Here is a 2475-nt window from a genome sequence, read left to right as displayed (position 1 = left end):
TTGATCTGACCCATTTCTGCCAGTTGCCCGGCGCAGCGTTCTAGATCCGCTTTGATGCCCCAGGCACTTTGATAGCGATCCTCCGCATTTTTCGCCATCAACTTCAAAATTATGCCTGAAATGGCTTTGGGAATCGTGGCGTTCAATTCATGCACAGGAATCGGCGGTTTGGCAATATGACAATGAACTAGCTCCAGGATGTCTTGAGTGGGGAACGGTAGCTGTCCAGTTAACAGTTCGTAGAAGGTTACGCCTAGCGAGTAGAAATCGGTGCGATAGTCGAGTATCCGGTTCATCCGCCCGGTTTGCTCTGGCGACAGATAGGCTAGCGTGCCTTCTAACACATGGGGACTTTTGAACGTCGGATTCGTGCGGTTAAATTGGGTCGCAATCCCAAAATCAATAATTTTGACAACGCCAGTATCCAGATTAAAGACTATGTTTCCAGGGTTGATATCTTTATGAATGACATTGGCTGCATGGATTCTGCCCAGAATGTCGCTTATAGCGATCGCAAGACCGAGAAAAGTGGATAAAGGCATCGGGCAGAAGATATCTCGGCGCTTGTGCATCCATTGCTCTAGGGACTCCCCCCCAAAATCTTCTAAGATAATCACCAGAGTGCGTTGATAGTCCTGCTGGCTGTATGCCTTGATAACTCCTTCCAAGTTAAGGGAACGGGTAATTTTATATTCCTGTCTGTAGCGGGTTAGTTCTTGGGGAGAGGGATAATCAAGCTTTAGCATTTTTACGACGACCCCTACTCCATCGTCTCTAATGCCCCGGTACACTAGAGAATTGTCACTTTCGTATATTTTGTTTTGGATAGCAATACCAGGCAGAGTGATCATAGAGCAGCTCTTGAGATGATAATCTGGCATAACCAAAACTATACAGCAATCCAGCTATCTAGATTTTTCATCTTCTGAAATCCTATTTGGTTTTGTTCATTTCTAGCCAGTTGCAGAGTGATGGCGTTCACTTCCGAGCGCTGTATCAATATGTAGAGCGTTTCTACAGCACTCATTCGACAACTGGCATAGCACAGGACACCAGTTGCGGAAAGTTTTGCCCTACTCCTCATACAACTTCTTCGCTGTCCCGTTGTGGTGATATCTCCATTGAAACTGCAACCCAAAGACATTGGATGCCAAATTGCCAAAGTTGCTTAGGGCAGTATCTCACCCCCGTATTCAGACTCCAGAACACTCAGCAATTTCTCTTCCACAGCAGTAAGATAAGGTCGATTCAGCTTGCCCAACGACTGCAATAGACTTTTGACAGTCTCCTCCAGCGAATTGGAATACACTCGACTGATGCGATCGCACACCAACCGCATCTGCTCACACTCGGCAGGCAGGTAATTGTAAGACTTTAGGTGTTGTAACCCAACGGTGTACTCGCCATCCCACATTTTCACACTGCAACTAAAGTCATTCACTGCGCTGACAATTGCCCAACAGCCACCTTTGCCTCTCAGTTCGGGATTGTCCTTAGCAAGGATTTGGCAGACTTCGCCAATTTGGTAGGTGTTGGGTATTCTGGTACGTTCCATTATGCGCTGCACAACGTCTTTGACGATCCGGTGTGAGGGTACTTTCCCGTTGGCAGACTCTACAGCTTGCTCCCATGCTTCGGGCTGAATGTCCGGGTCAAGCTTAGACAGTGGCCTGATTTGCCACTCATTAGTCGGCAAAATGTGATCGGAACGATCACATTTTTGCTCTAAGTTATCAAATATTACTGCTGCATCCATTAGAAGATAAGACTGGCGACGATTATGGCCAAAGCGATGGCTTCGCCAACGCCAAGGGCGAACGCGGCAATACTCCTCAAAGGTTTTGTGAGTGGAGCGATATAACTTGCGATCCCGTAATTCCATTAATGCCTTCCCCGCTTCAAAAAACGCCCGTTCCACCTTTCGCTCTAAATCTAGGCGATCGCTAATTTCCTGCTCGGTTAGCTCTGGAACTTCAACAGCAATAATGTTAATTGTTGCTAACGCTGGGTTTTCTTCTTGGGTAAGGTTATCTGGTGGCGCGTCGTCGCTAGATAAAGCAGAGGTGAGTTTTTTACGCTTAGAGGATGGTTTAGTCACGATTCCACCTCTTTTAGCTTAGTAACATTTGCTAAAAGCCGATTGCAGATAGATTTTCAGTGGGCGTTGCATAATAGAGGGATGAATTGAGGTCATTTACTGTGCAATGTCCATACTGCGACTCTACTGAAATTAGAAAAAATGGTAAACGAAGAGGTAAACTTTCATCACATTTGCGTCAATTGTGGTCGTCAATTTATCGATGTTTACAGTCCACCAAAAGGATACTCAGATGAAATCAAGCAAGAATGTTTAAGGTCATACGTTAATGGCATGGGATTTCGAGCCATTGAGCGTGATAAAGGAGTTCACCATACAACCGTAATTTATTGGTTAAAACAAATAGGCGAAAAACTCCCCGACGTACCGCCTAACGA

Annotated in this window: 3 protein-coding genes and 1 pseudogene; 1 reads left to right on the top strand and 3 read right to left on the bottom strand. The window is 45.8% G+C overall.

The features are described 5' to 3' along the window. The 3 genes from H6G97_RS49795 to H6G97_RS49785 all read right to left on the bottom strand — a co-directional run. The coding region (locus H6G97_RS49795) for a serine/threonine protein kinase (RefSeq protein ID WP_190947616.1) at nt 1-851 on the bottom strand (851 nt) is incomplete at its 3' end. 38 nt (nt 852-889) lie between these two features. After that, nucleotides 890-1162, bottom strand: coding sequence for a hypothetical protein (locus H6G97_RS49790; protein ID WP_190947615.1), 273 nt, complete (start codon nt 1160-1162; stop codon nt 890-892). Between the two features lie 6 nt (nt 1163-1168). Further along, nucleotides 1169-2098: a hypothetical protein gene (locus H6G97_RS49785; RefSeq protein ID WP_190947614.1), complete on the bottom strand. Its 930-nt coding sequence runs from the start codon at nt 2096-2098 to the stop codon at nt 1169-1171. A gap of 101 nt (nt 2099-2199) precedes the next feature. Here H6G97_RS49785 and H6G97_RS49780 point away from each other — a divergent pair. Beyond that, nucleotides 2200-2475, top strand: a pseudogene (locus tag H6G97_RS49780) (IS1/IS1595 family N-terminal zinc-binding domain-containing protein); the annotation flags it as partial.

Source organism: Nostoc flagelliforme FACHB-838, from assembly GCF_014698065.1.
Lineage (GTDB): Bacteria > Cyanobacteriota > Cyanobacteriia > Cyanobacteriales > Nostocaceae > Nostoc > Nostoc flagelliforme_B.
This window is presented reverse-complemented; position numbering and strand designations above follow the sequence as displayed.